The sequence below is a fragment of the Desulfosarcina sp. genome, from assembly GCF_055467485.1.
Window position 1 is genome coordinate 13,178 of sequence record NZ_JBUOIV010000048.1, and the last position, 25,024, is coordinate 38,201.

17 protein-coding genes are annotated in these 25,024 nt (G+C 57.3%); 12 read left to right on the forward strand and 5 right to left on the reverse strand.

Features of this window, described 5'->3' with window-relative positions; all coding sequences use genetic code 11:
- Window positions 1–267 precede the first annotated feature (267 nt).
- Window positions 268–1,464: an HDOD domain-containing protein gene (locus ACZCED_RS18670; RefSeq protein WP_462971648.1), complete on the forward strand. Its 1,197-nt coding sequence runs from the start codon at window positions 268–270 to the stop codon at window positions 1,462–1,464.
- Between the two features lie 302 nt (window positions 1,465–1,766).
- Here the strand turns inward: ACZCED_RS18670 and ACZCED_RS18675 are convergent, their stop codons facing one another.
- The 4 genes from ACZCED_RS18675 to ACZCED_RS18690 form a co-directional block, all read right to left on the reverse strand.
- The gene (locus tag ACZCED_RS18675; RefSeq protein ID WP_462971649.1) at window positions 1,767–3,083 is read right to left on the reverse strand and encodes a sensor histidine kinase; all 1,317 of its coding nucleotides are present in this window, start codon (window positions 3,081–3,083) and stop codon (window positions 1,767–1,769) included.
- A complete protein-coding gene (locus ACZCED_RS18680; protein ID WP_462971650.1) occupies window positions 3,064–3,771 on the reverse strand; it encodes a response regulator in 708 nt (235 codons plus the stop codon). The genes ACZCED_RS18675 and ACZCED_RS18680 overlap by 20 nt, the downstream gene beginning before the upstream one ends.
- Before the next feature lie 240 nt (window positions 3,772–4,011).
- Entirely contained in the window at window positions 4,012–4,416 is a 405-nt protein-coding gene (locus ACZCED_RS18685; RefSeq protein WP_462971651.1) for a hypothetical protein, read from the reverse strand.
- 115 nt (window positions 4,417–4,531) lie between these two features.
- The gene (locus tag ACZCED_RS18690) at window positions 4,532–4,990 is read right to left on the reverse strand and encodes a Spy/CpxP family protein refolding chaperone (RefSeq protein WP_462971652.1); all 459 of its coding nucleotides are present in this window, start codon (window positions 4,988–4,990) and stop codon (window positions 4,532–4,534) included.
- A 420-nt stretch (window positions 4,991–5,410) separates the two neighbouring features.
- Between ACZCED_RS18690 and ACZCED_RS18695 the strand changes: the two genes are divergently transcribed.
- The 8 genes from ACZCED_RS18695 to ACZCED_RS18730 all read left to right on the forward strand — a co-directional run bounded on the left by ACZCED_RS18695 (window position 5,411) and on the right by ACZCED_RS18730 (window position 21,089).
- On the forward strand, window positions 5,411–8,563 hold the full coding sequence (locus tag ACZCED_RS18695) for a hybrid sensor histidine kinase/response regulator (protein WP_464861417.1): 3,153 nt from the start codon (window positions 5,411–5,413) through the stop codon (window positions 8,561–8,563).
- Window positions 8,564–9,198: 635 nt separating this feature from the next.
- The gene (locus tag ACZCED_RS18700) at window positions 9,199–10,665 is read left to right on the forward strand and encodes an APC family permease (RefSeq protein ID WP_462970726.1); all 1,467 of its coding nucleotides are present in this window, start codon (window positions 9,199–9,201) and stop codon (window positions 10,663–10,665) included.
- Window positions 10,662–11,639: a class I SAM-dependent methyltransferase gene (locus tag ACZCED_RS18705; protein WP_462970727.1), complete on the forward strand. Its 978-nt coding sequence runs from the start codon at window positions 10,662–10,664 to the stop codon at window positions 11,637–11,639. The genes ACZCED_RS18700 and ACZCED_RS18705 overlap by 4 nt, the downstream gene beginning before the upstream one ends.
- 61 nt (window positions 11,640–11,700) lie before the next feature.
- Window positions 11,701–12,684, forward strand: coding sequence for a class I SAM-dependent methyltransferase (locus ACZCED_RS18710; RefSeq protein ID WP_462970728.1), 984 nt, complete (start codon window positions 11,701–11,703; stop codon window positions 12,682–12,684).
- 36 nt (window positions 12,685–12,720) lie between these two features.
- Window positions 12,721–13,200, forward strand: coding sequence for an Lcl C-terminal domain-containing protein (locus ACZCED_RS18715; RefSeq protein WP_462970729.1), 480 nt, complete (start codon window positions 12,721–12,723; stop codon window positions 13,198–13,200).
- Between the two features lie 1,146 nt (window positions 13,201–14,346).
- A complete protein-coding gene (locus ACZCED_RS18720; protein ID WP_462970730.1) occupies window positions 14,347–15,456 on the forward strand; it encodes an efflux RND transporter periplasmic adaptor subunit in 1,110 nt (369 codons plus the stop codon).
- Between the two features lie 68 nt (window positions 15,457–15,524).
- Window positions 15,525–18,677: an efflux RND transporter permease subunit gene (locus tag ACZCED_RS18725; RefSeq protein WP_464861418.1), complete on the forward strand. Its 3,153-nt coding sequence runs from the start codon at window positions 15,525–15,527 to the stop codon at window positions 18,675–18,677.
- A gap of 21 nt (window positions 18,678–18,698) precedes the next feature.
- Window positions 18,699–21,089 carry a TolC family protein gene (locus ACZCED_RS18730; protein WP_462970732.1) on the forward strand — a complete coding sequence of 797 codons (2,391 nt, stop codon included), beginning with the start codon at window positions 18,699–18,701 and terminating at the stop codon, window positions 21,087–21,089.
- 257 nt (window positions 21,090–21,346) lie between these two features.
- Here ACZCED_RS18730 and ACZCED_RS18735 read toward each other — a convergent pair whose 3' ends face one another.
- Entirely contained in the window at window positions 21,347–22,948 is a 1,602-nt protein-coding gene (locus ACZCED_RS18735) for a hypothetical protein (protein ID WP_464861419.1), read from the reverse strand.
- Between the two features lie 355 nt (window positions 22,949–23,303).
- Between ACZCED_RS18735 and ACZCED_RS18740 the strand changes: the two genes are divergently transcribed.
- The 3 genes from ACZCED_RS18740 to ACZCED_RS18750 all read left to right on the forward strand — a co-directional run.
- Window positions 23,304–23,555 carry a hypothetical protein gene (locus tag ACZCED_RS18740; RefSeq protein ID WP_462970734.1) on the forward strand — a complete coding sequence of 84 codons (252 nt, stop codon included), beginning with the start codon at window positions 23,304–23,306 and terminating at the stop codon, window positions 23,553–23,555.
- 39 nt (window positions 23,556–23,594) lie between these two features.
- Window positions 23,595–24,416, forward strand: coding sequence for a hypothetical protein (locus tag ACZCED_RS18745; protein WP_464861420.1), 822 nt, complete (start codon window positions 23,595–23,597; stop codon window positions 24,414–24,416).
- A 151-nt stretch (window positions 24,417–24,567) separates the two neighbouring features.
- Window positions 24,568–25,024 (forward strand): sulfatase-like hydrolase/transferase (locus ACZCED_RS18750; RefSeq protein WP_464861421.1); only part of this gene is annotated, 457 nt, incomplete at its 3' end.

Below are 25,024 nucleotides of genomic sequence, written 5' to 3' on the forward strand. Positions count from 1 at the left end.
CAATTGCTGGCTATTACATGTCCGCAGTTGATTATTCCGAATCCAAATAATGATGACCCGATCCTTTTGGGAGCGTTTACCGCGCATAATGTCTTAATAAAATAAGTAAGCTGCTCCGCAAGCAAATCAAAACGATCGGTGTCCATATAAAGCTAAAGTTAATCCAGCATCCACCGAAAAACCAAGTAGAATCGTGGAAGCCGACCATTCGATATGGATCTGGATGGTGCCGGTATAGTTGATTAACCGATACAGGAGCAATCGACAATGCGTAGAATTCTCTTTGTCGACGACGACCCGCTTACTTTAGAGATGCTGAGAAAGATGCTCAGCGACATGCAGAAGGAGTGGGACATCCATTTTTGTGACAATGGGCTGGATGCCTTGCGCCTGCTGGCGGAATCGCACTTTGACGTCATCGTCTCTGACATGCGCATGCCTGAGATGGACGGAACGGAACTGCTCACTCATACATGTGAAAAATATCCCGACATGGTTCGGATTGTTCTGTCCGCCTTTTCCGATCACAAAGCGATTATGCGCACCGTTCGCCTGGCTCACCAATATGTACCCAAACCATGCGATGCTGAAATCCTCAAAACCACCATTGAAAGGGTCTTTGCACTCAAAAGCCTGCTGAAGAACCCAAAGCTGAGACGTCTAATTTCCAGGATGGACGCCTTTCCGGGGCTGCCTGCCACCTATTCGCGGATCACGACATTGCTCCGCGATCCGGAAACATCTATCCAGGCCGTAGGAAAGGTGATCGCCGAAGATATTGGCATGACAGCTAAAATTCTACAACTGGTCAACTCGGCTTTTTGCGGCATCCCCAGGCGCATAACCGTTCCAGAAGAAGCTGTCGTCATCCTCGGACTGGACACCATCCGGGCACTGGTATTGACCATCGGTCTCTTTTCCGGTTTCGAAGAAAGCGGCATTCCTCTGCAGATGGTCGAGCATATCTATCGACACAGCCTTAAAACCGGCAGCCTGGCCAAGACCATCGCCATCCACGAAAAGATGAGCGGGGGTCAGGTGGAGGAAGCCTTCATGGCCGGTTTGCTGCACGATTTGGGCAAGCTGGTCATGGTTCAGAACATGCCCAAGGAATACGGGGAACTGCTCGATGCCACCTTGGATAAAAATATACCCATCAATGATGCGGAAATGAAAATTTTCGGCGCGACCCATGAACAGGTTGGCGCTTATCTGATTGGGCTCTGGGGGCTTCCCGATTCCATTGTGGATGCAGTGGCCTTTCACCATTGTCCCGGGCAATGTCCAACCATCGCATTCGACCCGTTGGGCGCCGTCCACGCCGCTGATGCCATGGCTCATGTGAATCCGCAGTTCGGCGGAGACGTACATGGCAACCGGCTGTCAATGGAATACCTGGAACGGCTGGGCCTCACCGATCACATTGATGATTGGATCGATCTGGCCTTGGAATCGGCAGGCTGAAGGTTCAATTCGAAAACCATGACAAAATCCATCGACTCCGGGAGACTGGTCGCTTACCTAAGAACCTGTTGAAAGCCTCTGCATCGCCTATGCCGAATGATCAAACCGCATAAATCGCCTTAACCGTTTTGAATTCTCCCCGCGGCAAGCCGCGGGGAATGTTCTGCCTGTAACGGCAGTGCTGCACAGCACCGTGAGGATAAAAATCGAGTTCCAGTTCGCTCCCAAACCCCGCCGCAAGCGGCGAGGAATGCGTTCGCTATAGCAGTTCGAAAAATGACAGGCAGGTTGGTACGCATGGTTCACGTCAGCAATATGCTCACCGTCACCCGGGTTCCTTCACCCAGGCGACTGACCAGATCGATGCTGCCACCGTGGGCATCCATGATCGCCTTGCACAGGCTCAGCCCCAGGCCGTAGCCGCCGGTCTTTCGTGAACGGGAAACGTCCGGCCGGTAAAAGGGTTCGAACAGGTGGGGCAGCGCCGCAGCGGGAATCCCCTCGCCCCGGTCTTCGACGACGATTTCAAGGTGATCCGGCGTAAGGGCCGTTGAAATCGAAACGGCCGGCCCGTCTTCGGGGGTGTGCTTCAAGGCATTGTCCAGAAGATTGCGCAAAACGATTCTGATCTTCTCCGGGTCGGCGCTGACCGGCCTGTCCACCAGCGGGCCCGGCTCGACACCCGGCAGCCGGTCCTTGAATTCCGTTATCAGCGACCGGATCAGGTCGCCCATGTCGACGCTTTCGAGATTCAGTGCGGCGGCGGTGTGCCTCAGGCGGGCCGATTCCAGCAGAGCGGTCACCATGGTTTCCATCTCCGCCACATCGCTGCGCAGGGACTCCCGGGCGTCCGCATCATCGAGAAATTCCAGCTGCACCTTCAGGCGGGTGATGGGCGAACGCAATTCATGGCTGACATCCAGCAGCAGCTGTTCCTTGTCGTGCAGCAGGCGGTTCAGCCGCTCGGCCATGCTGTTGAATGCCCGGGCCAGATCGCGCAGTTCACTGGGACCGGTTTCGGGAATGCGGTGGTCGAGCCGCCCGGCACCGACTTCATTCACACCGGCTTTGAGGGTGTGCAGGGGATTGAGGGTTTTTCGGATAGCCAAATAGGAGGCCCCGAGTATCAATCCCATGGCGGCTGCCATGGCGGCCAGAAACCATAGCGCCTGCTCGCCATGATGGGCGTTGCGGGTGGCGATAAAGGTCAGTTCACCGCCGGCGTGGGGCAGACGGACAAAGTGGTGGCCTTTGGAACTGCCCATCTGCACGCCGGACGGGTGATGGTGAATCCATGCCCGCTCAGGATTGAAAAACCGCGGCATTGGGCTGGTCTGCCAGGAATAGTCGGGATGATCGGGATGGTCGAAGCGGATCACGATGCCGGTTCGTCGGGCAATCTCCCGGGCCCGATCCTCATCCGGCGGGTCTCCCAGGTCTGCCACCAGGTATTCGGTGTAAAGAAGGAGATTGCGCTCCAGAGCATTCTCCGTATGATGGCGAATAACCATGAAACCGGCGATCACCGTGAAGGTAATGGCCAGGCCGGCTGCCAGGGTGGCCAGCAGCAGCCGGGTGAACACGGAATGAACCAGTCGCTCAAGCCGATGCAGTTTCATCGTCCGACTCCCGGGCCACGAAGGTATATCCGGTCCCCCACACCGTTTTGATAAACTGGGGGTGCCTGGGATCGTCACCCAGCTTCTGGCGCAACCGGCTCATGGTGATGTCCACCACACGGTTGAAGCACTCACTGTCTATCCCGCGAAGGGCCTGCATGATCTCATCCCTGTCCAGGACCTTGCCGGCATGCCGGACCAGCAGGTCCAGGGCGGCGAATTCGCTGGTGGTCAGATCCACCTCACGGCCGTTCAAAAAAACCATGCGGCGGTGGAAATCGACCGCCAACGGCCCGAAACATCGGCGGCGGTCCGTACCCGAACCCTGGGCCCGGCGCAGCACCGCCTGTATGCGGGCCACCAGCTCGCGGGGCTCGAAGGGTTTGGGCAGATAATCGTCGGCACCCAGCTCCAGACCCACCACCTTGTCCATCACATCCCCCCTGGCAGTGAGCATGATGATCGGCACGGCGCTGGACTCGCGGATGCGCTTGCAGACATCGAAACCGGACATGCCGGGCAGCATGACATCCAGGATGATCAGATCCGGCGTGACGGTCCGGACTTTTTTCAGACCCTCGTCGGCGTCCACGGCCGAATAGATGTCATAGCCGAAGTCCCTTAAAAACCGCTTGAGCAGCCGGTTGAGCTTTTCGTCGTCGTCGACGACAAGGATGGTCCGTGACATGGAAAGATTCCCGCAACAGGTGATCGTTTATATATTTCAGCGTTATATCGATTCATGGGCGCAGACCGGAGGATGCCTGGTACTGCTTGAAAGCACGATCGTATTCAGCATCCTGATAGAATCGGTGGCCCTCTCCCAGTTAACAGGTTCCGGGCGTAAAGGAAAGCGCCTGCCCGATTCGAGAATGGTCAGGCAGCCGCGGACGCAACCACGGGGGCCTCCTGAGCGCCTTTAACTTGATTAATTTCTCTTGGCGACCATCGTTAAGCCTGCCGCAATATCGGTGCGGAATTCCACGGGCAGCCAGTACGGGTTGGTTTTATTCCCGTGGATGTGGTCAATGCGTGCATCGTTCTCACGAGAATCATACCCATTGCCGTTACCACGTGCATTTAATTCCTCGGCGACATCAAAGGGGAAGGTGGTGTGGACAGTAGCGGCTTTGTCCCAGTTAATCCGCATCGGTTCACTATATGCCTCAATGTCCGCCCCACGCACAACAGCCTTGTTTTGCTGCCAGCCGGCCATCTCCTCCCAAAGGTCAAGCGGAAAAAAATCCGCGGCGCCGATTGGCAATGCGCAACCCAGATAGATCAAAGTTGCCAGAACGGCAACTATTTTTAATTTCCAGATTGTTGGTTTCATGTCGTCCCTTTCTCACCGTATGTCTCAGGCGATTGTCAATTCATTGCTAACCAACGGGCTGCGACCCGTCGGTGCGGGGAGCCGTCGCACCACCGGACCGCAGCCCCCTGCCCGGTTACCGGAAACCGAATCGACAACCCTCGGACGAATGGTTCTCAATGTGCGTCGCGATCTTTTCGCGCTGCTCCGGCGTCAGCGTGCCGTGGAAGGCGATCAGCCGTTCCGCTGCGAAATCGGCCATCTCTCTCACACGAGCCATCTTGTCGTCGATCAGCCCGTCGACCACATCCCTGCTGACGCTGTCCTGACGAATCAGGTCCGCTATCTCCTGGTGCCGGCCTGCATGGTCCGCATGCATGCTTTTGGCTTTCTCGGCGATCTCCCCCGCCATCTGCTCCAGGTCGGCTTTCTGGGTTTCCGACAGGTCCAGCCGGGATGCGATGCGGTTGACTGCCGCCGCCAGGTCGAACTCGTCGAATCCGCCGGGACGGTGCCCGTGCTTGCAGGCGGCCACACCGCCGATGAGAAAGAGCACGCAAATACCGGTCACAATCATCACGCTTTTCTTCTTCATAACTTCCTCCTTTGGGTTATCATCCGTTTTCATGACGCCAGCGGCATCGTCTGGGTCGAACATAAGCCAGGCCCGGTTAACGTGCTTTTCATATGCGTATCGGTTTGTAACAAATTGTCATGTCGAAGAGGCGGGGGAGATCGATTGATCGATTTTTTGGGGATAATGGTCTTTCTGAGGCTGGATGCAGGGGAAAACACCTAATCCGGTAATTGCATAACTGAAAACCGCACTGACGGAAACCACCAAGCCGGTTCCAAAAATCCGGAAAAATCAACTCGGGGCTTGATCATCAGGCGAAAGTGCCGTTATAAGGCTCTGGATCGACCATGACCGTAGATTGAGGTCCCCCTGTGAAACCCGTAGCCGGCGGTTCGCCAAGAGCTCTTTACCGCTTGAACACCTTTCCTGTAAAAGCCAATGAACGAACACGCCCATTCGGAAATAGCCAAAGATATCAGCTGCCGGATCACGCGCACGCTGCTGCTGTATGTCCGGGAGCAGAACAATGGCATGCTGGGCAACCTTCTGGACGGGTTGCCGCTGGATGAAGGCTACCTGACCGATGCCAACAATTGGGTCTCCCATGCATTCCTGCAGTCACTCTATGCGCGCATGGTCGACCTGTTGAAGGATGACAACGCCGTCTATAATATGACCCTGGCATCGGGACGCTTGGGATCCCTGGGGATTCTGGATCGTATCGTCAAGCTGCTTGGCAGCCCGAGACTGATCTATTCGCAGGCCCCGAAATACAATAAATTCCTAAAACTGAACGGCAGCGTGTTTATCCACGACATCGGCGATTCATGGGTCGTTTTGGAGGATCGATACCATGACGGCGCCCAGAAGACCCGCTTTGACTGTGATTACACCCGCGGCATCCTTGCGGGCATACCGACGGTGTTCGGCCTGCCCCCGGCCGCGGTCGAAGAACTCGAGTGCCAGGTGGCCCATGAACGCTACGGCCGGCGAATATGGCCGGACAGACCGATCCAGGGGTGCACCGGCTGCCACTACCGGGTAACCTGGGCGCCCCGGAAGACATCTTTCCTTAAACGGCTTTTTGCCGGATGGAACACCCATGGCCAGGCCGTTGAAGACCTGGTTCAGGCCAATGTGCTGATCCAGGCTAAATACGATGAAGTCAGGCGCCTGGCCACGGACCTTGAGCAGACCAACCGGCAACTCGTCGAATCCAAGCAGGCGCTGGAGTCTCAAAAATCTCAATTGATTGAATCGGAGCGAAAATACCGCATCCTGGCGGAGAACGTTTCCGACACCATCTGGACCATCGATCTGAAAACCCTGAAATTCGATTACATCAGCCCCTCGGTAGAAAAAAACCGGGGATTTACGGTGAAAGAGGCCTTGGCCCTTGGCATGGAACAGACCCTGTCGCCGATGTCGCTGGCCACGGTGTCGGCGATCCTTGAAGCGGAGCTGGCCAACGAGAACAAGCCGGGTGTTGACCCCCAGCGATCCAAAAGGATCGAGATCGAACATTCGTTGAAAGGCGGCGGGTACGCCTGGGCCGAGGCCACCGTTTCCTTTGTGCGCGATCGAAACGGTGCACCGACGGCCATTATGGGCGTCACCCGGGATATCTCCGAACGGAAAACGGCCGAAAAGATAATCGCCGAAAATGAAAAGAAGTATCGCAACCTGTTTGAAAACGGTTCGGATCTGATCTGCATTCATGATCTGGACGGCAACCTGTTGGAAACCAATATTCCATTTAAAATGGAATACGGCTGGCGGCGGGAAGACGTTGAAGGAAAAAACATCCGCGACCTGATACCCGATCCGCATAAATCCGAATTCGACGACTACATCGATCGCATCCTCGAAAATGGCGAGGATGATGGCTATCTGAAAGCCTTCACCCGATCGGGCGAAGCGGTTATCCTGGAGTATCGCAACCGGCTGATCCGTGACGGCCGTGGACAGCCCGTGGCGGTGCAGGCCGCCGCGAGGGATGTCACCGAGCGCGTTCGCTACGAGCGTGCACTGAGGGAGAGCGAAGAAAAATACAAGGAACTCGTCAAGCTTGCACCGTCAGGCATATTCGAGGTCGATCTGGAGACGCTCACCTTCATCAGCGTCAACGACGTGATCTGCGAATACACCGGCTACACCGAACGGGAAATGTTGCAGATGGATCCGTTGGCGCTCTTCAGCGAACCCAGCCGTGAAAAGGCCAAAAAACGCATCGAACAGGTATTTTCGACCCTGCAGGATCCCGCGCCCACGGATTATGTCGTTGTGGGGAAAAGCGGCCGGCAACTGCCCGTGCTCATGACTTCCAAATTCTTCTTCGACAAAGGTGTTCCGAAAAGACTCATGACGGTCGTCCATGATCTGTCGGACGTCCGCAAAGCGGAAGAGGAAAAGCGATCACTGGAAAAGAAACTGCAAAATGCCAGGAAGCTTGAATCATTGGGAACCCTGGCCGGCGGTGTGGCCCACGACCTGAACAACATCCTGAGCGGTATTGTCAGTTACCCGGATTTGCTCCTCATGGACCTGGAAGCTGACAGTCCCCTGCGCAAACCGATCCTGACCATAAAAAAATCCGGTGAAAAAGCGGCGGAAATCGTCCAGGATCTGTTAACCCTGGCGCGACGCAGCGTCGCCCACAAGCGGGTGCTGAGCCTGAACTCAGTCGTGAACGATTTCATCGCCTCGCCGGAATACCGGAGGATCGTCGGCAGCCGCAACGATCTCCTGATTGAAACAAATATGACCGATCACATTTTAAATGTAGTGGGGTCGGAGACGCATATATCAAAGGCGGTCATGAATCTGGTGGCCAATGCCGTCGATGCAATGCCTTCGGGCGGCAGGGTTACCATCGCCACGAGGGACTGCTATGTCGACAAACCCTACGCCGGCTTTGAAATTATCCCCGAAGGTGAATATGTGATCCTGGAAATATCGGACAAGGGAATTGGAATGCCCCAATCCGATCTGGAAAAAATTTTCGAGCCATTCTACACCAAAAAGGTGATGGGCCGCAGCGGCACCGGGTTGGGGATGTCGGTCGTTTGGGGTACGGTGAAAGACCATGAAGGCTTTATCGATATCACTACGGAAGAAGGGGTTGGCACGACATTTGTTCTCTATTTCCCCGCATCCCGGTCAGAGAAGGAGGCCGGCATATCCGTTTATATCGAAGACTATCTCGGCAATGGCGAGTCCATACTGATCATTGACGACTCGCCGGAGCAAAGAGTACTCGCCAAAAGCATGATGCAGCGCCTCGGGTATGACGTACACACGGCAGCCAGTGGAGAAGCGGCTGTAGCGCTGATTGAAGAACGGTCCTATGATGTCCTGATACTCGACATGATCATGCCGCCGGGCATGAACGGGCTGGAAACCTATCGAAAAATCCTCAATATCGTTCCCGGTCAAAAAGCGGTCATTGCCAGCGGATATGCCGAAACCGAGCGCGTTCATGAGGCGCAGCGCTTAGGTGCCGGCAGTTACATCAAAAAGCCCTACACGCTGGAAAAAATCGGGCTTGCGGTCAGATCTGAATTGGATCGGGTGAATCCCAAAAACAATTGACCGGTTCGATGATCACGCGAACGTGATTGTCCGATCGACGCCTGGTCGCACCTGGCTGATGCCGCCCCTGCAAGAAACAGTCACTTCCCACGGGAAATCGCGCAAAGCCGTCACCCGAAATCGGCTGAAAAATGAAACCGCCCAGCGGAAGACAGCTATTTTATACGTTTTAGCAACTCGAATCAATCTTTTATATGTACATTTTTACACAAGTCGTCGTTCCTTGGCCGCAAGGGCCACTGGTCGATGGACACGCAGCCTGCACATGGGCAACGTCCCCCCGTTCAACCCGCTTCATGTTTCCGAGACAACCAACGCCTGTCACGACTGCGACGCTGCCGCTATACGTTTTCTTCAAAAGCAACCCGGGTCTCCTGCACTGGTAATATCGAAACCGGCTGTCAAACCACGCCGGACCATGTTGCACGATTGATGGGTTTTGCGGTCGTCGGCATCGACCCGATGCGGCTGTATATACTTTTGTACTTTTTTTGTACTTGACTTTATCGTCAATATGGCCCTATCTAAAGTTAGCCGGGCAGCGCCACCACGCCGAATCGTTCATATTCCGTTGCTGTTCGCCCTTCTTACCATCATCGCCTGTGCCTCAAAAAAACTGAAAGGATCGACACCGCATGCCTGCCGCCAGCCATCTGAAAAGGGAAATCGGTCTGTTTTCGGCCATTGCCATCGTCGTGGCCAACATGGTGGGCACGGGCATCTTCACGACGTCCGGCTTCATTCTTCAGGAGGTCGGCAGTTCATCGGCATTGCTGTTAGGCTGGTTCGTGGGGGGGGCGTTCGCCCTGTGCGGCGCCTTGTGCTACGGTGAACTGGGCGCACGCTATCCCCAAGCAGGCGGCGAATACGTCTACCTGCGCGAGGCTTTCGGCAAACCCCTGGCCTTCCTCTCGGGCTGGATATCGCTCATCGTCGGCTTTTCGGCCCCCATCGCGGCCGCAGCCATCGCCTTTTCCATCTACCTGCTCAAAGCCGTTGGCGCATCCGCCGGCACCGAGCGTGTGGTCACCCTGTTCGGCGTGCCGATCGTCACGCTCTCACTGCCGGTGATGCTGGCCATTGCCGTGGTGGTGCTGTTATCGATTCTACACGTCCACAGCCTGCGTGTCGGCAGTCGGGTGCAAAACCTGCTGACCTTGTTTAAAATTGCCCTGGTTGTCGGGTTCATCGTTGCCGGCCTGTTGTCGTCACGCGGCTCTGCCGGGCATTTCTCGGGTAGCTTTTCTGCCGGCACCTTGCTGGACGGAAAGTTTGCCGTGGCACTGATTTTTATCAGCTTTGCCTATAGCGGATGGAATGCCGCCGCCTACCTGGGTGGTGAAATTATCCACCCGTCGCGCAACATCCCCCTGGCGATGCTGGTGGGCACCCTGATCGTTACCGCTCTCTACTTGCTGCTTAACTTGGTGTACGTCTACGCCCTGCCGGCCGCTGAGATGCAAGGCGTCATGGAAGTGGCCGCTGCCGCCGGCGCCCAACTCTTCGGTCCGGGTATCGGTCGCTGGCTAAACGGTGCGATCGCCTTGGGACTACTCTCCGTGCTCAGCGCCATGATCCTTGCCGGACCACGCGTCTACTACGCCATGTCCCGGGATGGGATCTTCTTTCGCCTTTTCGGTAAAGTCAGCGACGTGCGCCATACCCCTGCCCATGCCATCGGGTTACAGGCAGCCATCGCCATTGTCATGATTGTATCCGCGTCTTACGATAAACTGCTGATCTACATCGGCTTCACCTTGTCCCTGTTCGCCATGCTGACCGTCATCGGGTTGATGCGCGTTCGTCGCATCGCTCCGAACGAAACACCAGCATACCGAACGTGGGGGTATCCGCTCGTCCCCCTGATCTTCATCCTGGGCAACCTGTGGATCATCTACTTTTCCATAAAAAGCCGACCCGCACCGGTGGTGTGGGGTATCGCCACCATTGCTGCCGGCCTGGTCATGTATTTCTATTTTTACCGCAAGCGGTCCCGATCCCGTCTGAACCAGATGGACAATGCAGCGTTGGTGCAGACCCTGCTTTCAGACCGGGGTGAAGTCGGATTGCCCTCATCCAAACCAAAGGAGGACCTGTCATGAGTAGTTATAGTCGATGCTATTTCTCAGCTTGCCTGTTAATTACCGTCTGCCTGCTGGCGGTGCTGAGCGTTTCCCCAGCCATATCCGCACAGCTGGGAGACATCCCGGTAACGGAAGAATTTGCCGCCGGTATGCGGGCCGTTGCCGCCATGGATCCGGACGAAAAAATCCGCAACCCCGATTCCATGGCCAGTAAGTTTCTATCGCCTGCTTTCTGGTTCTGGACTGCGCTGGACGAAGATTACGATCAGTCCAAAAAATTTATCAAATTCTACCGGGTCAGCAGCTACTATTCATTTAATGCCTGCACCAAGCACATCGACGGCATCCTGCAGGAAGATGCAGGAAATGGCCTCCAACAGGTGGTCATTATCGGCGCCGGGCTTGACAGCCGCGCCTATCGCTTCCACAAGCAAATGCCGGACGTCCGATTTTTCGAGGTGGATCTGCCGGCAGCCGTAGCGCGAAAAAAAGAACTGGTTCAGGCCGCCGTGGGAAAACCGCCCGAGACCGTATCATACGTTGCCGTTGATTATCGCAACGGCGAAATAGGTGGGGCCTTGAAGCAGGTCGGATATGATCATAAACTGAAAACCTTATTCATCTGCGAAGGGGTCACCCGCTACATCGACGCCGCAGCCGTGGACAGAACCATGCAGTACATCGCCAAGAATGCTGCACCGGGAAGCGAGCTGGTGTTCGACTATATCTACGATGACATCGCCCGCGGCGATTTTTCGAAAATGCCATGGGCCCGGTTCCAAGCCGTACGCATGTCTGCCTATGGTCATCCTTGGAAGTTCGGCATCGCCCCGGATAAGGCCGACGAATTCGTCACCAATCGGGGGTTCCGAGTCATTTCGGATTTGGGTTCAGGTGAACTGGCCCAACGCTACCTGTTGCGCAGCGACGGCAGCATCGACGGCAAGCCGACGCCGTACTTTCGCATCATGCATGCTGTGGTAAAAAAATAAAGTTCGCAGACAGAAGTCATCAAACGCTTCGGTCAAAAAACCTCTAAAGGAGGAACGCCATATGCATCCCAAACTGCATCAAAATGATTCTAAACGAATCCGCTTCGGACTCATGGCATTGATTCTTTGCCTGGTCTTGATCACACCGGCCGCCTGGGCCGTCGAGTCGGGCATGCTTTCCATTACCGCCGAAGGTGTGACCGCTGCCCGCGCCATCTTTGCCCAGCACCCAGATCCCAAGGTGCGCAATGACGATTATCTGGCCATGAAATTGGTCGCACCCGAATACTGGCATTACTCCCTGATGAAACCGGATTACAAAACCGGCGTGCTGGTCACCAAAACATTTCGTTTTGACACTAACTACTACGTTAACGCCCGTACCAAGCACATGGACGCCCTTCTCAAACAGGCCGCTGATGACGGTGCGACCCAGGTGGTCAACCTGGGCGTCGGCTATGACAGCCGCGCCTATCGCTTCCGGGATGCGATGCCCAGGGCCCGGTTTTTCGAAATCGACCTGCCGGCCATGATCCAAGAGAAAAAGCGCCGCCTCAAACTGGCCCTGGGCAAGGTGCCGGACGACGTGGTTTACGTGCCCATCGATTTCAACACCCAGAACATCCCTGACGAATTGAATAAAGCCGGGTACGACCCAGGCAAAAAAACATTTTTTATCTGGGAAGGGGTCACCTATTACATTTCCGGGGAGGCCGTGGACAGCACCCTGCGGTTCATCGCCACTCAGTCGGCACCGGGCAGTTCGGTGGTCTTCGACTATATGCCATTGGGGGTCATTAAGGGCGATTTCGAAACTTATCCGGACGCCCGCCGCCTATCCTTCTGGGTGGCCTACCGGGGAGAACCGTTTATCTTCGGCATCCCCGAGGGGCAAAGCGCCGCCTATGTGAGTACACGTGGATTGAAGGTGCTGTCGGATCTTAAACCCAAAGATCTTGAAGAGCGATACCTCACCCGCAGCGACGGCACTCTCGACGGCCCATGCACCAGTGCGTTTCGCATCATGCATGCGGCCGTGCCCTAATCGCCGCTCACAACCAGAGATCGAAAGGCTGCGGACATGAAGAACCGTTGCGCGGGTATCTGCCTCCTAATCCTGGTCACCGGGGCCCTCATGGAATTCGGGGTTGCCTCGGCCGAAGGCCCGGCGGTCATCGGCCGCGATGGCGTCTTCGTGGCCTGCGCCAACGGCGTGGTGGTGGACACGCGGACCGGGTTCGAGTGGATTGCCGGGCCGGACGTGGATACGAGCTACTTCCAGGCGGTGGAATGGGTGCGCGGGTTGACCGTGGCCGGCGGCGGATGGCGCATGCCTACGGCTGCGGAACTGTGCACCCTGTACCGATCCCCCGGAAACCTGTCCAGCATCACCCCCTTGTTGAAAACCAGGGGAATCCATGTGTGGCCGCACCAAAACAATGAGGATTTATCGCTGTACCTCTTTCGCTACATGGATCCCTACGGCACGCGGGGGTTTGCCGTAAGATCCAACGACGGCAATCGATCATGCCGCATACCGAGTCCGGGTGATACGCCGTAAGCAGCAGTGTCGCTGCTGCCTGCGACATCAGGTTCGATTGATGCAGCGACAGCCACATCCCACCTGCCGGCCCCTTCAACGAAAACATGCCGCCCTCCCCCAATTCACCTGGAGGCATGTTTGTCTGCGGCCAACCTGATCATTGGCATCTCGATTGGCAGCAATTCAACCCGATCCTTTCCCCGGGCCCTGTCGACTATCACCTGACTGAAGAACAAAATCCATGTGCGGACATGACAGGCAGCTGGGAAACCACGCATGGTTGCCAGTTGGCGTGGTTCATTTGGTTAATGGTCGATGAGATGTGATACGGGATTTTATCCGCACGATGGAATCAACCGCTACCCGTTTCACATCCAACCGGATAGGAGGATTAAGTGAGAAAGCGTTCGATTTCCCGGAGTATCGCCTTTGTCATGTTCGTGCTCACTTTTTTTCTCACATCTGGCCTGCACAACCGACAACCGGACCTCCCGGCGCAGGAACGGAAAACAATGATAGATTCCTCCGGGTAAACCTGGGGTACTAACGGTCACGACTCCTGCGGAGCCGACCTCACCTCTGCTATCGCAGAGACGAGGTGACGCTCATTCATCCACGGGTAAACCCGGGGTATTCTGTCTTCGACCGCATAAAATCGGCCTGACCGTCCGTCGTGAACTGGACCGCAAATGATGGTGCGGCTGCGATAAACTGCCACCGGCAATGTCTATGCCCCGCCGATGGCAGGGATCGCTTCTGCCGTTGGGGCCTTTTTGTTGCCACTTGCCCATCAGGCTGACAATCCTGATTCTTGCGGGGGATAGCATTTTCCCTGCTTCATCGACGTATCCTACTGCGCACCATCAACCATCCATCCACCGAAACCAGGGTGAGGGCTTTCGTTGCTTGGCCCCCCGCTGATTCTGGCAACCTTAACCCATACATCTGAGCAAACCGCCTGAGGGCCTTATCGATACGTCGAAAACATGGGTAGTCTGGCCATGGATCAACCAAGCCGCAGCGTCATGCGGTCAGGGTTCACCGTTTCCTGAAAACGGTTGTTTCTCTTGATAGATTCAGTTATAAATAATTTTTGTACAATTTCCATCGCTAATTTAAAATGCGGCACATTTGACATTCAACCATCCCTCAGAGGGCAACACCATGAAACGGACCATCTCCCTGTCGAACATGTCTGATCCGGCTCCAGCGAAGCGAATCTTGTTCGGGTTTGCCGTGAGCGCTGCCATTGCAATGCTCATCGGCGGCTGCGGAAAGAAGGAGGAGCCGGCTCCCAAAGCAGTCGTCCGCCCGGTCAAGGTCGTCACTGTGGCCGGCGGCACGGATACCGGCCCCATCTCCCTGCCCGGCCAAACCCGGGCCAGCCAGCGGGTGGACCTATCGTTCAAGGTGTCCGGTCCGCTGGTGGAGCTGCCCACTGAGGAAGGCCAGGAGGTCAAACAGGGCCAGCTCCTCGCCCGCATCCTGCCCCGTGACTTCAAAATCAACCTGGACCAGGCCAAGGCCCGGGCCATCGAGGCCGAGCGCCAGTACGAACGGTACAAGGAACTGTATGTGCGCAAGCAAGTCTCCAAGGCGGAGTTCGACCGCTACAAGGCCTCGCGGGATGTGGCCGCCGCCCAGCTGGAAGATGCCGAAAACGCCCTGAAAGACACCTACCTTACGGCCCCCTTCGACGGGGTCGTGGCCAAGCGCTATGTGGAGAACCACCAGGATGTCCAGGCCAAGCAGCCGATCGTCTTTTTGCAGGACCTCTCCGCAATCGAAATCCTGGTGGATGTTCCCGAGACGCTGATGGTCCAGATCCGAGAAGGACGCGAGCCTGATGCCGTGGCCAAGTTCGCCGTGGCCCCGGATCGGACCTTTCCCTTGACACTTAAGGAATTCTCGACCCAGGCCGACCCCCAGACCCAGACCTACCAGGTGGTCATGGTCATGCCGCGGCCCGACGGCATCAACATCCTGCCGGGCATGACGGCAACGGTGGAGGGCAGCCGGGAACTCGCTTCCGGGGATGGCAAGCGCATCGTCATCCCCGCCGTCGCCGTCACGCAGGATTCGGCGAAGCAGCCTTTTGTCTGGGTGCTCGATGAAGGGAACATGACGGTGAAAAAGACCATGGTCCAGGTGGGGGAGATCACCGGGTCCGACGGCATTGTCATTCTGGGCGGTCTCAGCGGTGGGGAGAAAGTGGTGACATCCGGTGTCACCCAACTGCAGGAGGGCATGACGGTCAGCATCTGGAAAGAATAAGTGGTGGTTCCGCTAAACTTCTGGAGTTTTGGGTTTATTCGTTCATCAATAGCTAAGGATTGCCGGTAATGAATATCGCCGAATTCTCTATACGTAAAAATGTCATCACCTGGACGCTGACGGTGGTTATGCTGTTTCTGGGCTACCTGGCCTACCAGAACCTGTCCCGCCTGGAAGATCCGGAATTTGTGATCAAGGATGCCGTGGTTGTCACCCCCTATCCGGGCGCCTCACCCGACGAGGTCGAAAAGGAGGTCACCGAAAAGGTCGAAAAAGCGGTTCAGGAGTTGGGGCAGCTGCGTCGTGTGGAGTCCTACTCCTCGCGGGGACTGTCCACCGTCAGGGTGACCATGCGGGACAGTTTCGACAAGACCACCCTGCCCCAGGTGTGGGACGAAATGCGCCGCAAGATCAACGATGTCCAGGGGCAGCTGCCGCCGGGCGCCGGCCCCTCCCTGGTCAACGACGACTTCGGCGATGTCTACGGCGTCTATTTCGCCCTCACCGGCGAAGGCTATTCCTATGCGGAACTGAAAAAGGTCGCCGAACTGCTCAAGCGTGAACTGCTCACCGTCACCGACGTCAAGAAGGTCGTCTTTTTCGGCGAGCAGACCGAGGCCATCTACGTAGAGATCGCCAAGGAGAAGATGGCCGCCCTGGGCATCACGCGCAAGGAGATCTTCGATGCCCTGAGCGCCAAGAACCTTCCCGCCGACGCCGGCAAGATCAAGATCGGCAGTGAGTATGTCCCCATCTTTCCCACTGGCATCTTCACCTCGGAAAAGGATTTCGGAGAGCTGTTCATCGCCAGCCGGGGGGGCAAGCTGATCTACCTGAAGGATGTGGCCGAGATCCGGCGCGACTACGTGGATCCACCGCGAAGCATCCTGCGCTACAACGGCAAACCGGCCATCGGTGTCGCCATCTCCACTGTGCAGGGCGGCAACGCTGTGACCATGGGCAATGCGGTCAAACAGCGCATCGGCGAACTGATGCCCCGCATACCGGTGGGCATGGAGCTGGGAATTATTTCCATGCAGTCCGATGCCGTCACTCAGGCAGTCAATGGATTTCTGGTCAACCTGGCCGAGGCCGTGCTGATCGTGATTGTCGTACTGCTTTTCTTCATGGGGCTGCGCAGCGGCCTGATCATCGGGTTCATCCTGGTGCTCACCATCGCCGCCACCTTCGTGTTGATGGACTATTACGCCATCGCCCTGGAGCGCATCTCTTTGGGCGCCCTGATCATCGCCCTGGGCATGCTGGTGGACAACGCCATCGTAGTGGTGGACGGGATGAAAGTGCGCATGGAACAGGGCATGGACGGCTTGCAGGCGGCTAAATCGGTCGTCGGCCAGAATGCCGTGCCCCTGCTGGGGGCCACGGCCGTGGCGGTCCTGGCCTTTGCCTCCATCGGCAGCATGCAGAACAGCACCGGCGAATACTGCCGCTCGCTCTACTCCGTCATCCTGATCTCCCTGTCATTGAGCTGGCTGACGGCCGTGACCACCACTCCGCTGATGACCAAGCAGTTTGTCCTGGGCAAAAAAACCAAAAAGGCTGACGGCCAGGCGGATAAAGATCCCTACAGCGGCAAGTTCTACCAGGTGTATCGCGGCCTGCTGATCAAAGCTATCCGCTTCCGCTGGATCACCATCGCCATGGTGGTGGGCCTGTTCGTCCTGTCCATCGTCGGCTTCGGCTACATCGACAACATGTTCTTTCCGCCTTCCACCCGTCCCCAGCTCAACGTCGAGTGCCAGTTCCGCGAAGGCACCCACATCCGCGATACCGAAAAAGGCGTGGCCCGCATGGAGGAATACCTGCGTTCCCTGGAGGGGGTCACCGACATCGCCTCGGCCATCGGCTCCGGCCATTCCCGGTTTTTGCTGACCTATGACGTCCCCGTGGATGCCGGTGCGCACTATTGCAGCATCCTCGTTTCCGTCACCGACTACGAGGTAATCGATCGCATTTACCAGAGCATGCAAAGCGACCTGGAACAGCTGATGCCGGACGTGACGGTCAATGTGAAGAAATTCGCCCTGGGCCCCGCAGCCGGCGGCAAGATCCAGCTGCGCATCAACGGCCCGGATACGGATGTGCTGCGCGCTTTGGCGGACAAGGCCATGGCCGTCATGGGGGCCGACCCGGAAGTCAAGGCCCTGCGCAGCGAATGGGGAGCACCGGTCAAGGTGGTGCAGCCGGTCATCGCCGAGGACCGCGCCCGGCGCCAGGGCATCGACCGGCCCATGGTGGCCCAGGCCATTCAGTCCAACTTTGCAGGCACGACCACCGGGGTCTACCGTGAAGGCATCGAACTGATTCCCATCATCGCCCGGGCGCCGGCGGCTGAACGCGCCACCATGGGAAACATGCGCGACATCCAGATCTTCAGCCCCACGGCGGGCCGCAATATCCCTTTGGCCCAGGTGGTCGACGGCTTTGCCACCGAGTCGGAAAACGCCCGCATCTCCAGGCGCCAGCGCCGCAGCATGATCAAAATGCACTGCGACGCTCGCACGGAACTGCCGTCCAAGGTGTTCGAGCGGCTCAAACCCAAGGTCGAACAGGCCCTGGGCGTCGATACGGCAGCCTATCTCGGCAGCGAGGTCAGCCCGCAGGACTATACCGCCGGCACGATCAAGGTGAAGTACGACGACATCATCCCCTTGAAGGGCATGCCGGGCTACTTCATGGCCTGGTCAGGAGAAGCCGAAGACAGCTCCGACGCCCAGCAGAAACTGGCCGACTACATCCCCATCTTCTTCGGGCTGATGGTGCTGGTGGTGATCTTTTTGTTCAACGCCTTCAAACAGCCGCTGATCATCTGGCTGACCGTACCCCTGTCCCTGATCGGCGTCACCGCCGGCCTGCTGCTGCTGCGCCAGCCCTTCGGGTTCATGGCGCTTTTGGGCCTGATGAGCCTGTCGGGCATGCTGATCAAAAACGCCATCGTGCTCATCGACCAGATCGACCTGGAGATCCGCGAGGGCAAGGCGCCGTTTCAGGCGGTGGTGGATTCAGGCGTCAGCAGGATGCTGCCGGTCATGCTGGCCGCCCTGACCACCATGATGGGCATGATCCCGCTGTTCCAGGATCCCTTTTTCATCTCCATGGCGGTGACCATCGTCTTCGGCCTGGGCTTTGCCAGCGTGCTGACCCTGCTTTTCGTGCCGACCTTGTATGCCACGCTATTTAAAATCAAATCCGATCCATGAAGACCTGCACAGGAGCCCCTTATGAAACGCCGTCTGGCTTTTTTTCTCGGAATGATCGCCCTGACCCTGATCGTCGCCACCCTGGTCCAGGCCAAAACCGTTCGCATCGGCATCGTCTACGACGGCGATGCACAGGGGTACCCGGCGGCCAGAAACCTGTTTGTCGATGAGATCCTGAGTATGACCCGTGGCGCCCACACGGTCGTCTTCCCTGCCAAGGACCAGATCAGCGGCGGCTATAATGTAACGCAGATCAACCAGGCCCTGGACCGGCTGATGGCTGCCAAAGATGTGGATATGCTGTTGACCCTGGGTCAGGTTGCCACCCATGAAGTCTGCCAGCGCCGCCGTTTCAGCAAGCCGGTGTTCGCCGCCTATGTGGTGGATGCCAAGCTGCAGGGGATTCCATCCAAAAAAGGGACCAGCGGCATCCGCAACCTGAACTATATCAACACGCTGACCGACCATGACCGGGCGCTTCAGCTGTTCCGCAGAATCACGCCCTTTTACCGGGTCACCATCCTGGCGGATGAATTTCTGATGGCCTCCATTCCCCAGATCAATACCATGGCCCGCCGCCTGGCCAATGAGTTCAGCATCAAGGTGACCGTGGCCCGGGTGGCCGACTCGGCCGCCGACGCCCTGGCCCAGATTCCAGCGGACACCGATGCGGTGTTCCTGTCGATGTTGACGCGCCTTTCCGGAACGGAATTCCAAAAACTGGCCGACGGCCTCATCGCCCGAAAACTGCCCAGCTTTTCCTTCCAGGGACGGGTCGATGTGAAAAAAGGGATTCTGGCCGGCACCATTCCCGAAGACAGCCTGCTGCACCTGGCCCGCAGCGTGGCCATCAACGTTCAGGAAGTGTTGGACGGCGCCGACGCCGGCGAGCTGTCGACCACCTTTGCCGTGGGTGAAAAACTGGCCATCAACATGGCCACCGCCCGGGCCATCCACATCTATCCCGGCTGGGATCTGCTCACCGAGGCCGACCTGCTGGATGACGGGGCCACCGAGGTCGACCGCCGGCTGAACATCACCACCGCCATGCAGGAAGCGCTGGCCGCCAACCTGGACCTGGCCGCCGCCAACCGGTCGGTGGAAGCCGGCATGGCCCGCGTGCAGGAGGCGCGCTCGCCGCTGTTGCCCCAAGTGGGTGTCAGAACACAGGCATCAGTTATCGATGACGACCGGGCCCGGGCTTCATTCGGCATTCAACCCGAGCGGTTGTGGACCGGCTCGCTGCAGGCCACCCAGCTGATCTATTCGGACAAGGCCTGGGCCGGATTTACCATTGAGAAGTATTTGCAGGCATCCCGGGAACAGGGCCGCGATGCCGTTCGACTGGATATCCTTCAGGCTGCCGCCAGTGCCTACCTCAACGTGCTGCGCGCCAAAAGCATCGAGCGGATCCAGAAAGAGAACCTCAAGCTGACCCGTGAAAACCTCGAGCGAGCCCGTATCCGCGTGGAAATCGGCGCCGGCGGACCCGAAGAGGTCTACCGCTGGGAGAGCCAGATCGCCAACAGCCGCCGCAATGTGCTGACCGCACAGTCCATCACCCTGGATGCCATCAGCGCCATGAACAACATCCTCAACCGCCCGTTGAGGGAGATGTTTGCCCCGGAAGAAGCTGATTATAAGGAACCCATGGGCATCCTGCCTGACCGCCGGCTGATGGCCTACATGGACAATCCCATGGAACTCGGCATCCTGCGGGATTATCTGGTGACGGAAGGACTGGATGCATCGCCGGAATTGCAGCAGTTCGAGGCGGCCATTGCCGCCCAGGAACGCGGCATCACTCTGGCTAAAAGGGAGTTCTGGGTGCCCACCGTCTCCCTTTTCGGCGATGTCACCGAGACCTTTTCCCGAGGCGGAGAAGGATCCGAATCACCCTTAACGGGTGCGCTCAACCTGCCTGAAAAGGATGACACCGACTGGACCGCCGGGGTCCAGGCCAGCCTGCCCCTGTATGTTGGCGGCGGCAGAAGCGCCACCCTCAAGCGGTCGCGTGAGGAGCTGGCCAAACTGCGCTATGACCGGGACAACACCGCCAACCGCATCGAGGTGCGCATCCTCAACGCGGTTCACCTGATCCGCGCCTCCTATCCCGGCATCCGGCTCTCCACCGATGCCGCCGACGCCGCCCGGCGCAACCTCGGCCTGGTGACCGATGCCTACGTGCGCGGCATCAAATCGATTATCGATCTGATCGACGCCCAGAACCAGGCCTTGGTGGCCGACCAGCAGTCCGCAAACGCCGTCTACGATTTTCTCATCGACATCATGGCCGTGCAGCGCAGCACGGGCAGTTTCTTCCTCTTCGCCCCGGAAGAAGAACGGGATGCCTGGTTGGAAAGACTGAATCGCTATGCCATGGATGCGCAGCAGCGGGCCAGGCAGGGATGACGCCCGCGCTGCCTTTGCGAGCGGATTGTAAATAAAGCAAAAACCGCTTTATCGTCGGATGCAATGAGAACGGTAGCCTGCCGCCTCGCCATGCGGACGGTCGAATGTGCGGTCGACGTCCCCTCGCCCCTTTGGGGAGAGGGACAGGGTGAGGGGAGTTCATTTCATAGAAGAAATGCAACGCGATAGAAGGCGAAAGACCAAGAACGAAATGTATTCAGTCGGTCTGCTTTCATCTTGGCATCCTTATGCCTGCTTCAGGCAGGATCAGCCAGGCCGGCTTTTCTCAGACCCTCAAGGATGGAATCGGTCAGGCCATCGACCTTCACATAGCGGCTGATCAATTGGCGCCCCCGGGTGGAGAAGTCCGGCACCAGCTTGATCAGTTCGCCGAGCGCAGACCTCGCTTTTTTCACCTTTCCCATTTGGCCAAGCGCGGCCGCCCGCATCATGGAATCGATGTATAAGTCTGGAAAGTTGAATTTGATGGCTTCAGCAAAGGCCTTTTCATATAAACCGCGACGATACGCGTTCATGTAGGTCGCCATGTGAAACCAGGACGGGTAGTACGGATTGAGTTTCATCCCTTTGCGCAGAAGGGTGAGGCCGCGCTCCCACTCCCCATAAAGCATCAGGTGCCAGCCGGCGACACCGACGATGTAGGGTGAATTGGGGTTGAGCGTGATGGTCAGGTCCACATGCCTGAGAAACATCTCCTTGTTTCCCTGGTGAAAATAAACCAGGGTGAGCGCATCCGACGCGAACTGATTCCCCGGCGCTATGGCCGCGCCCCGCTGGGCGAAGGTCAAGGCTTTTTCCAACGGGGCCTCGATCTCGCAGAACCCCAATGCGTAGTTGTCCGCATGCAGGTGGCCGAGCATGGACCAGGCCAGGCCATAATCCGGCTCGATCTCGACCGCCCGTTGCAGCGCATCAAAAGCCGCTTCGAATGCCTCGGGCGTCAATTCGGTTTCGTAACGATAGAAACGCAGGACCGCATCGTAGGCTTCCAAATCGGCAGGTGCCTTCTTGCGGGATTCCATGGAAAGCCTTCTGGTGATCAACCCGAAATGGTCGGCCACTGCTCCGACAACACGTTGCCCGATGGCCTCCTGAATGGCAATCAAGCCGGCCGGCGTCAGCTCGCGCTTGTAGTTCTCCCCCCAAATTTGCATCCCGGAGTCAGCATCGATCAAGCCGATCGTGATCTTGACCGTCCGCTCATCTTTACGGACACTGCCTGACAACAGGAAGCGCACGCCCAATTCCCTGCCGACCGTCATCGAATCGACCTCCCTGCCCTTGAAGCGCATGGTCGACTGGGAGGCGATGACGTTAAAGTCCTGGTAACGGGCGAGTTCGGCGGTGATCTCCTCCGTCAGGCCGTCGACGAAGTAATCCTGCGCCGGGTCAGCGGTTAGATTGACCAACGGCATCAAGGCGATGGACGGTCTCTTCGGCAGGCGTTTCGCTTTTTTGTCCGATGTGCGTGAATAGGTTCGGTGCTTCGGTGTGCTGACTGTCCGGAAGGTGGGTACGTAAGTGCCTTTGGGGATTTCTATGCGAACGGGGTCCTTGTTGCCTGCCGTCAGGTAATATTGGTCGAGGGCGCGTCGCAGTCGGCCGGCCTCCACGCGGACGATCGGATCGACCTGAGGGTCAAACGTCTCAGAACGCCCATACACCGCCACGGCAATGGTGTAGCCTTTGATCTGCGAAGCGCGATCATCCAGTGTCTCGGCAACCACGAAGCTAAGGAACTGCCGCTGTTTCGCTGACCCCCTGAAATCGGGATGCTGCAGAATACGCTCCAACTGAGTCCGGACGGCTGACGGTGATGGTAAGCTGTCGACAATCATCGGCTGATCCATTCAGGGTTTTCAGGTTGGAATCCACAGCTACCCGTACGTAACCGTAACGTACCTTTTCAAGAACACCTAATTAAGGCTATCTTTATACCACTTTCTTTGCTCGAAATCCAGCTTCCGGCGGCACAACGACCATCGGCCCGGGCAATTCTATAAGCAGCATACCCGGGGCCACAGGCACCGTCGTCTTTTCTCCGGCAGACAGAGTCCTTTTACTCAACCATCCATCCAGAGAGGCACGAGCGTATCCGTACCTGAGGGGCATAAAACCAGTCTACCACCGTTGCAGTCTGGAAACAGACCGGCAATCCTTCGGCAGCGCAGCCAACCAAAAAAGGGAAGCGCCGTGAATGGCAAGACCCTTCACGTTTTGAAACGATTTTCGTGTCAAAAAGACACCCTCGTAAGCCTCATGATCGAGGATGCGGATTTCTATCAGTTGTGCCAGGACTATGAGGATTGTGTCAACGCATTGCAGTACTGGTGCGCATCCAAGGAACCGCTGTCGATGGCCAGGTTCGACGAGTATCGCGCCCTTGTCAGTGAGCTTGAGGAAGAGATTCTTCAGGCCATGGAACCATTGAAACCGCAGCGCTGACGGTTGCGGGAGGAAAAACTTAACCAGTTAGGAGGAACCATGCGATTCAAAGCAAGCCTCATTTTCTGCCTGGCGCTGTTCGTTGGGGCATCAACTGCCTGGGCCGAGGAAAAAGGCGGCGACGACCTGCGCTCGGCAGTGCAAAATCCGATCAGTTCACTGATCAGCCTGCCGTTTAAATTCAACTTCGATTATGGCGCCCCCAACGGCGAGGCCTCCTTTTTGAGCATCCAGCCCGTGGTCCCGGTGACCGTGGGCGACTGGAACCTGGTCAACCGCGCCATCATCCCGCTGATCGACACCCCCGGTCCCGTTGCCGGCACGCCCAACCTTCCCAATCCCGTCCCCGGTGACGGTGCCACCGGGCTGGGGGATATCAACTATTCGCTCTATTTTTCGCCGGTCAAATACGACAAAGCCATCTGGGGCATCGGCCCCTCCATTAGCCTGCCTACAGCCACCGACAGTCAATTGGGGAGCAAAAAATGGAGCACCGGACCCACGGGGGTGGTGCTCTTTCAACCGGGTTGGGGGACCATTGGAGGACTGGTCCGGCAGCTCTGGTCCGTCGCCGGCGATTCGGACCGCGCCAGCGTCAATCAGACCCTGATCGAACCCTTTTTGAACTTCAATCTTCCCAAGGGCTGGTATCTGCTCACGGACATGGTTATCACCGCCAACTGGCAGGCCGATTCGGGCAACCGCTGGACCGTGCCTTTAGGCGGCGGGTTTGGCAAGCTCTTCAAGATCGGCAACCAGGCCATGAACGTGCGCACGGAGGCCTACTACAACATCGAAAAACCGGATTCGGCGCCGGACTGGCAATGGGGTTTTACGGTTCAGTTCCTGTTTCCCAAATGAATTATCTGCGCAAAGTTATCAAACGCGGCGACGACGCTTGGGTGCTGATGCAGACGCTGAAGGACCTTACGGAATTTTCTAGAGCAATGTTAGAAATCAATGGCTCAAATTTTCCTCTTAACGATAACATCAACACACGAAGGAGTAGAAAATGAGAAACAAAAAATCCATTATGACGATCGCTTTGTTGCTGGCCATGTGCCTGGCCGTTCCCGCGGCAATTGCCGCCGACAAACCCAACATCGTCGTCATCTGGGGCGACGACATCGGTGAATCCAACATCAGTGCTTACAGCTTCGGGTTGATGGGCTACCGGACGCCCAACATTGATCGTCTTGCCAATGAAGGCGCCCTATTCACTGACTGGTATGGACAACAGAGTTGCACCGCCGGTCGCGCCTGCTTCATCACGGGTCAGAGCGGCTTCCGCACCGGCTTGTTGAAGGTTGGCCTTCCGGGCGCTCCAGAAGGCATGTCCGAGAAAGACCCCACCATTGCCGGTCTCCTCAAGAACCATGGATACGTCTCGGCCCAGTATGGCAAGAACCACTTGGGCGACCGTGACGAGCATCTGCCGACCAATCACGGATTCGACGAATTCCTCGGCA

Coding starts and splice junctions, on each gene's coding strand:
- ACZCED_RS18715 (WP_462970729.1), top strand. CDS start 12,721: ATGAAGAACCGTTGCGCGGGTATCTGCCTCCTAATCCTGGTCACCGGG.
- ACZCED_RS18720 (WP_462970730.1), top strand. CDS start 14,347: ATGAAACGGACCATCTCCCTGTCGAACATGTCTGATCCGGCTCCAGCG.
- ACZCED_RS18725 (WP_464861418.1), top strand. CDS start 15,525: ATGAATATCGCCGAATTCTCTATACGTAAAAATGTCATCACCTGGACG.
- ACZCED_RS18705 (WP_462970727.1), top strand. CDS start 10,662: ATGAGTAGTTATAGTCGATGCTATTTCTCAGCTTGCCTGTTAATTACC.
- ACZCED_RS18680 (WP_462971650.1), bottom strand. CDS start 3,771: ATGTCACGGACCATCCTTGTCGTCGACGACGACGAAAAGCTCAACCGG.
- ACZCED_RS18690 (WP_462971652.1), bottom strand. CDS start 4,990: ATGAAGAAGAAAAGCGTGATGATTGTGACCGGTATTTGCGTGCTCTTT.
- ACZCED_RS18670 (WP_462971648.1), top strand. CDS start 268: ATGCGTAGAATTCTCTTTGTCGACGACGACCCGCTTACTTTAGAGATG.
- ACZCED_RS18685 (WP_462971651.1), bottom strand. CDS start 4,416: ATGAAACCAACAATCTGGAAATTAAAAATAGTTGCCGTTCTGGCAACT.
- ACZCED_RS18700 (WP_462970726.1), top strand. CDS start 9,199: ATGCCTGCCGCCAGCCATCTGAAAAGGGAAATCGGTCTGTTTTCGGCC.
- ACZCED_RS18695 (WP_464861417.1), top strand. CDS start 5,411: ATGAACGAACACGCCCATTCGGAAATAGCCAAAGATATCAGCTGCCGG.
- ACZCED_RS18735 (WP_464861419.1), bottom strand. CDS start 22,948: ATGATTGTCGACAGCTTACCATCACCGTCAGCCGTCCGGACTCAGTTG.
- ACZCED_RS18710 (WP_462970728.1), top strand. CDS start 11,701: ATGCATCCCAAACTGCATCAAAATGATTCTAAACGAATCCGCTTCGGA.
- ACZCED_RS18730 (WP_462970732.1), top strand. CDS start 18,699: ATGAAACGCCGTCTGGCTTTTTTTCTCGGAATGATCGCCCTGACCCTG.
- ACZCED_RS18675 (WP_462971649.1), bottom strand. CDS start 3,083: ATGAAACTGCATCGGCTTGAGCGACTGGTTCATTCCGTGTTCACCCGG.
- ACZCED_RS18745 (WP_464861420.1), top strand. CDS start 23,595: ATGCGATTCAAAGCAAGCCTCATTTTCTGCCTGGCGCTGTTCGTTGGG.